At 53.9% G+C, this 6,944-nt stretch carries 6 protein-coding genes; all 6 read left to right on the forward strand.

Annotated elements, in window-relative coordinates; translation table 11 throughout:
• A partial coding sequence (locus tag JW883_03205) for a hypothetical protein (GenBank protein MBN1841275.1) occupies window positions 1–314 on the forward strand: 314 nt, incomplete at its 5' end.
• An 85-nt stretch (window positions 315–399) separates the two neighbouring features.
• Window positions 400–1,734 (forward strand): twin-arginine translocation signal domain-containing protein, encoded by a 1,335-nt coding sequence (locus JW883_03210; GenBank protein ID MBN1841276.1) that lies wholly within the window; start codon window positions 400–402, stop codon window positions 1,732–1,734.
• A 27-nt stretch (window positions 1,735–1,761) separates the two neighbouring features.
• The gene (locus JW883_03215) at window positions 1,762–1,944 is read left to right on the forward strand and encodes a hypothetical protein (protein MBN1841277.1); all 183 of its coding nucleotides are present in this window, start codon (window positions 1,762–1,764) and stop codon (window positions 1,942–1,944) included.
• A 24-nt stretch (window positions 1,945–1,968) separates the two neighbouring features.
• Entirely contained in the window at window positions 1,969–3,807 is a 1,839-nt protein-coding gene (locus JW883_03220) for a nickel-dependent hydrogenase large subunit (GenBank protein MBN1841278.1), read from the forward strand.
• 114 nt (window positions 3,808–3,921) lie between these two features.
• The gene (locus tag JW883_03225; protein MBN1841279.1) at window positions 3,922–4,335 is read left to right on the forward strand and encodes a hydrogenase maturation protease; all 414 of its coding nucleotides are present in this window, start codon (window positions 3,922–3,924) and stop codon (window positions 4,333–4,335) included.
• A gap of 370 nt (window positions 4,336–4,705) precedes the next feature.
• The gene (locus JW883_03230; GenBank protein MBN1841280.1) at window positions 4,706–6,316 is read left to right on the forward strand and encodes a peptidyl-prolyl cis-trans isomerase; all 1,611 of its coding nucleotides are present in this window, start codon (window positions 4,706–4,708) and stop codon (window positions 6,314–6,316) included.
• The last annotated feature ends 628 nt before the right edge of the window (window positions 6,317–6,944 follow it).

The following is a 6,944-nucleotide window of genomic DNA, read 5'->3' on the forward strand; positions in this document are numbered from 1 at the left end:
AAGACACCATCTGTGATGCGAGTGAACCCTGTTATGCGCAGAATTCCGTTGCCAAGATCTACGGCTGGGGTTTCGGCCCGACGCAAGGCAACGGCCACGTCTATATCGGCACAGGCCCCATGTATGCGGCTGATACCGGTCTTGAGCTGACCAGGCTTGCATGGACCAGCCTTCTGATCAAGGCTGCCATTGATGTGCCTGCGGGCGCAAAGGGTCTGCAGCTTTATATCTGGGTGGAAAAAGACGGTGTCAAGACAGATGCCTCTTACGGCTATCCAGGGGTATTCATCTTGAATCAGGAGACTTGCAACTAGGAACATGGCAGGGAGGGGGCTTCCCCTCCTTGCTATGAATAACTCAAGGAGAACAACCTCTATTCCGAAAGGAGGGAATGGAACAATGAAGATAACCAGAAGGCAATTTTTGCAGTACTGCACAGCCTCTGCCGCAGCACTGGGCCTGAGCCAGCTGGACCTGCTGAAGCTGGAGAAGGCCTTGGCTGCCAATGTTTGCGGCTGCGAAGACTTTGAGGTACCCCATGTGATCTGGATGCAGGGACAGTCCTGTGGGGGCTGTACCCTGAGCATCCTGAATCGCATGCAGACAGACTACCCGCCCGCACTGTTGTCAGACACAAGCTGGAACTGGACACCCACGGCGCTGGATGGCACAACTGCGTCTCCCGGCGCCCCTGTACAGGACGTTGTGGACCTGCTTGTGGGCGATGCCGTGGGGGCTTTGACCGGGGGCGTGAGACCCGGTTGGGCGCCTTTTCCCAACGGCTACATCAATCTGGACTACCAGAGCGAGGTGATGGCCGCTGCCGGGGACTTGATTACGGACCATGTAGAGTGTCTGGAGGATAATACGCCCTTTTTCCTGGCACTTTCAGGGGCGATCCCGCTCATGGATCCCCATTATAAAGCAACGCAGCCGACAGTTGCCCGTCAACCCTATTCGGTGGCCGGAAGTTTTGACACGGGCGACGGAAACGGAAAGATGGAGCGCAGCATCGCCGAGGTGGTGGAATGGCTGGCTACCAGTCCCAACTGTCTCGGTTTTGTCTGTTTCGGGACGTGCGCGTCCTTTGGCGGCATTCCGGCAGCCAAGGGGACTAGGTGCGCTTCCACCGGCGGATATAACTTCCTGGTCAACTACAGGGGTTACGATGGAACAGGCGGCAAGGCGGATCTAAGGGGCAAGATTGTCAATTGCCCGGGCTGCGCACCGCATCCGGACTGGATGATCTATCCGCTTGCCTATTATATCCTGACGTCGAGCCTGCCGGCCCTGGACACGACAGAGGTGCCGGACCGCGTATGGCTCGGAGACAACCAGGTATTTACAAGGTATATCAGGAAGAATACCCCCAGGGATATTTACACCGGGGATAAGGGCTATTCAACCTTCTGTGAGGTGTGCCCCAAGTTTCACCCCACCAACCTTTGCACCGATCTCGGTGCAGGGCCCGGAAATGGTGACGGCACGAGCCAAAAAGAATTCTGTACAAGAGAACAGGGCTGCAACGGCCCGTATGCCAGCCCGGATTGCCCGACGCGCAGATGGAACAACTTCGACGACCATCAGCCCAACCAGTGGTGTGTGGGCTCAGGTCTCGGTTCCGCCACGCCCAATCACTCGGGAGCCAACTATGTGTGTCAGGGCTGCGCGGAGGTCGATTTCCCGGATGGCCGGTCACCTTTCTTTGAACCTGATAAGAACAACTTCTCATAAGAATGCTTGAAAAGGAGGTGTATACAGATGGCAAGTATTAATATAGATCCTGTTAATCGAATCGAAGGACATCAGAAGTGGGAAGTGGAGGTCGATATTAACGGCCGTTCAACGAGCGCCAAAGTTCGCGGCATGATGTTTCGCGGCTGGGAGAAAATTCTCGTCGGCCGTGATCCGAGAGATGCCATCATCATTTGCGGCCGCATCTGAGGCGTCTGACTAGTCAGCCATGGATTGGCGGCCGCCAAGAACGTTGGATTTGCTTATGGTTTTAATGTCCATGATGAAGATGCCACCATTCACGCCAGCAGGCCTGATACCGATGACATCCCTGAAGCGGGTCATCTGGTTCGGGACATCATCTACGGGTCAAACTTCGTGGCATCCCATATTGTTCACTTCTATCACTTGGCTGCGCTCGACTTTGTGGACGCGTCCCAAGATGGTCTGGGCCTGAACAAGGGGCCGTTGTGCCCCAGGTATGGGCCGACGCCCGGGGCTGTGGACTACGGGTACTACTATCGGTTCGGTACCCTTGTCACGAAGTTTTTGACAGCCAAGTACGTGCTCGCTTTGCAATTCCGCCGCATGTGCAACCAGATCGGCGGTCTCTGGGGCGGCAGGGCTCCCTTTATCCAGGGCCTCACCCCAGGGGGCGCTTCACCCTCGGTGAGCCAGGAGGCCATTGACAAGACCAGGGAGCTGCTCTATGAAGGCGGCGTCGGCGGGACACCCACGGCGCCCGCTGCCGGTACGATTTTGGCGTTCATCGGTACGCCCTTTGACTTTGCCAACTACGTGGGCAACACGACGGTATTGGATTTTAGCAATCTTCCGATCGTGGGGACGACCACGGATCCAGCTACCCCGTTCGCCGGCTCCCATTTGTTCGATGTAGTGGCAGCGGCGAGTTTTTATCCCGAATACTTCTGGCTCGGAAACGCCTATGAGCGGTTCCTGGCCTACGGTGTGTTTGAAAAGGGCGATCTTGCCAACGCCATCGGCGACAACCGCTTGCTCAGCCGGGGCCGCAAGAACACTGGCGCCAAGTACTCCAACCAGACGGGCGTGCTTCCGGCCACATTTTCCGGTCCCAAGCCCGCCGAGTGGCAGCCGGCACTGCAGCAAAACGTATTGGAGAATATAGAAAGCAGTCACTACCTGTACAATGGTGGCAAGGGCGGGTGGAAGCAGCCACTTCAGGGTGAAACGACTCCTGAGCCCAGAAGGATCCCGAATCCGCAAATCGGGGACCCAGCCTATCCGGATAAGGGAGCCTATTCGTGGATCAAGTCGCCACGGTACAAGGACACTGCGGATGGCTTAGGGCCTGCGGTGCCCTATGAGGCGGGTCCGCTGGCCCGGATGCAGGTGAACGGCGATTACTATGCCGGCATCCTGTACGATCTTGGGGCCATGGGAACCAGTGCCGCATTGCCGTTCACTAATGGGGTCACCATACCGCTTGGACCTTTTGCCGGTGTGCCGCTGCCTCAGTACGGCGCCCCCGGTCCCAACCTGGGCGCCATCTTTACCGGGATGGGTACCATGCCCGACCTCGGTCCTGCGGGCTACAACCTGACCTACACCGGCGGCTCTTGCCTGGACCGCTACGCGGCCAGGCAGCTTGAGTGCTGGAAGGTGGCCAACGCCATGGTGGGCTGGCTGAACAGACTTGAAGCCCAAGTCGGCGCGGAAACCAGCACCACGCGCGACGGCGGCGGTGCGGACAAGTACTATTCCAGCTCCTACGGCTGGACCGAGGCGCCCCGCGGGGCTTTGGGCCACTGGATGAAGACCAACATGAGCACCGGTAAGATCGAAAATTACCAGTGCGTGGTCCCGTCCACATGGAATGCGTCTCCGCGGGATTCGTTTGGTGTTCCCGGGCCGGCTGAAAAGGCCATGGAAGATGTGTTTGTCAAGGACACCGACCATCCGCTGGAGATTCTCAGGGTGTCACACTCCTGGGATTTCTGTACGGCCTGTGCGGTCCATCTGGTAAAGAAGAATGGCCGCGGGAAGACCGAGGAAAAAACGATCTACATTGATCCTGCCCCTACTTGTGGGTAACTAGAGGCCTACCTCTAACAAGGGAGGGGGGCTTGTCCCCCCTCCCTCACTCTTCTTATGTCGATATCATCTCCCAAGAAACCCATCCTTATCCTCGGCGTTGGAAACACCCTTTTGAAAGATGAAGGTGTCGGCGTCCATGTGGCAAGGCGTCTTCAGAATATGGATCTTCCGGAAAACGTGGAAGTACTCGAAGGAGGCGTCCTGGGCCTGGACCTTCTGGACCATCTGGAAGAGAGAGAAAAGGTGGTGGTGGTCGATGCCGTCGATGGCGGCGACGATCCGGGCACGATCCATCGCCTCACCAGGGCGGATATCGAGTCAGGTAAAACCAGGTGTCATATGTCCCTTCACGAAATCGACCTGCCGCAGGTCTTTGCCACAGCGGATTTGATGGGCCTTAAGGTAGATCCCATCATTATCGGTATTGAGCCCAAGGACATGGATTTGGGTTACGATGAAATGACCCCCGAGGTCGAGGCAGCCATCCCCAGGGTAATTGAGCTGGTGTTGAAAGAGATTGGTTGAATGAGTTAACCGCAGACGGCCGCAGACCCCGCTTAAATGGCTTCGCATTTAACAGGGCATGCTCCTCCCCCGGCTGAGTAAGGCTCGCCCTATGGAATCCTCCGACGGGGGTCCGCAGAGCGGAATTCCACGGGGCAAGTCTGGCCGGACAAAACGGGCCAGGCCGCCTGACGGCGAAAAGAAGCGACATGTTGGATGTATGTAAACCTGGCAGATCAGGAAGGTTTCTAATATGCCCGAAGGGCATGACAGTAAATAGCTGGCCATGTCGGCCAGTTATTAGTCTGCGTGCGTCCGCGTGCGTCGGCGGTTAAAGATATCTTTCTTTATAACCGATAACCAATGACAAATGACTGGGAGGTTGTTTTTTATGAAGGCTTTTCGAACCGGAGTGGCATTGATCTTGTGCGCGTTTGTCGTTGTGCTGGCAGGGTGTCGTGATGAGAAGGTGGTCAAGGACAAACCTGTCACGACCGTGGAGCAGCCTGGCAAAGACGTTGTGGCCTTGGTGGGAGACGAACCCATTTTGAAGGCAGATCTTGAGGCCACGTTGGAGGCTATGCCGGCGCGCAAGCGGGAAGCGTTTGCTGTACGAACTGTTTACTATCTTGTGGATACAAAGATCTATTCCGAAGAGGCAAGAAAAATCGGCTTTCAGAAGGACCCTGAAATTCAAAGGGAGCTTGACAAAGCCAGACGAGAGCTGCTGGCAAGGTCTTTTGTCCAAGAGCGTATTGAGCCGAACATAGAGCCTTCGGACGAAGAGATCAGAGCGTATTATGATGATCACCAGGATCAGTTTGTGGTTCCTGAAGGGATTCTGGTTCAGCAGATTCGGGTGGTTCAGAAAAAGGATGCCGAGCAAGCCATGACGAGGTTAAGAGCCAAAGAGCCTTTCCCGACGGTTGCCAAGCAATGGTCTAAGCTGGTTCGTGCCAAGGACCGAGGCAAGAAGGAGTGGCTTTACAGGAAGAGGATCGACCCGGCACTGGAGAAGGCGGCCTTCAAAGTGGGCATAGGAGCAGTGAGCGATATCATTAAAATGGAAACGGCAAATGAGTACCAGATTGTGAAGGTCCTTGATAAGAGTGAAGAAAATCTAGTGAAATTCGAAGATGTCGAATCCAAAATACGCTTTCGGTTAATGGGGCAAAACAAGAGGCAAATGATTCACGGCTATTATGAAAAGGCGGGTGTTGACAGAAATCCCGGAGAAGGCATCCTGGTTAAAATAGGAGAGGAGGTCTTCAAGGAAGACGCTATCGCCCCTATTGTGGCCAAGGCAAAAGAAGAGGAAAAGGACAAACTCAGGCGGCGTTGGATCCAGTACTTTGTAGACACAACCGTGTTTTCAAGGGAAGCCGAGAAAGTTGGTCTTCAGAATGATCCGAAGATTGCACGGAAGCTTAGGCTAAAAATGGACGATGTTTTGGCAGATGCATACCGAAAAAGGGTTATTGAAGAAAACATCAGGATAACGGATGAGGATATTTCCAAGGAGTACGAAGCCAATATCGATGCGTTCCAGGAACCATTGAGACTGAGGCTGGGCCTCATTGTGGTCGAAACGCCTGATGAGGCAGAAGAAATCCTGAAGAAAATCAAAGGGGGCAAGCCCTTCAGTGTATTAGCGAGGCAGGAATCGATTCATCCTTCATCAAAAAAGGGAGGCGCCATCGACTGGTCCAATAAAGGAGACCTCGATCCAGCCCTTGAAGCCGCAGCCATGAGCCTGAAAAAAGATGAAGTAAGCGACGTCATTAAAACAGACAGAGGGTATGAGCTCATAAAACTCTTGGCTAAACGTGGGGGGCTGAGGCCCCTGGAAGAAGTGAAATCCAGGATCCGGATGGTATTACACAGAAAGAGGATGGAGGAGCAAAGAGAGCAGTACTTCAAGAAGTGGCATGTGAAAATTCTGGAAAAGGCGCCCGAGGTTAAGCAGCCAGAGAGTGCCACGGGCAAAGAGGCTGGGGACTAGGCGGACCAAAACTGTGAAAATATGTTCTCTTTAAAAGATCCCTTGCCGTAAAAAGTTTTCATGCGCCGCCAAAGGGGGCGATGTGCCTGCATGATGTTTTGCGAAGGGGAGACTGCCAAAAGATACGCTGTAACAACAATATGTTAGCGGTAAATGTTGGATCTGCTACCGTATTTGTGACTTCAGGATCCTTCCATATTGAACCTTCCTATTTTCAATTTTCCGACCTGCTGATCAGTAGTGTGAATTCTTTTTCCTAAAAAGGGTATTTTGTTGCACAACCCGTCTTTGACGGGAAATGACGCGTTTTTTGGGCTGAGAAATAATGCATTAATATTAAGTAGTTAAGCTATGTGGCCAGCGACAAAAAAACTCCGGAAAAGGCGAATTGTGGCATACTTCTTGAGTGCAGTAGATAGCTTGAAGGCCTTGTGGAGTTAGACACAGGCTGGACACATCGTGATTGATACATGATACAGATTTGGGGAGATGGGAATTATGTCAAACTATCGTAGACAGTTGCTGGTAGGCCTGCTGAAGCTTTCAGATATGGTCCTATTGTTGAGTGCTCTTGTGTTAACCTCCTGGTATGCCAGCACCTATGTGAATTCCGCAAGCATCGTGGATT

The organism is Deltaproteobacteria bacterium (assembly GCA_016930875.1).
Lineage (GTDB): Bacteria > Desulfobacterota > Desulfobacteria > Desulfobacterales.

Bases quoted from the DNA above. Each gene is read 5' to 3' on its own strand.
- JW883_03210 (MBN1841276.1), top strand. From the start codon at position 400: ATGAAGATAACCAGAAGGCAATTTTTGCAGTACTGCACAGCCTCTGCC.
- JW883_03215 (MBN1841277.1), top strand. From the start codon at position 1,762: ATGGCAAGTATTAATATAGATCCTGTTAATCGAATCGAAGGACATCAG.
- JW883_03230 (MBN1841280.1), top strand. From the start codon at position 4,706: ATGAAGGCTTTTCGAACCGGAGTGGCATTGATCTTGTGCGCGTTTGTC.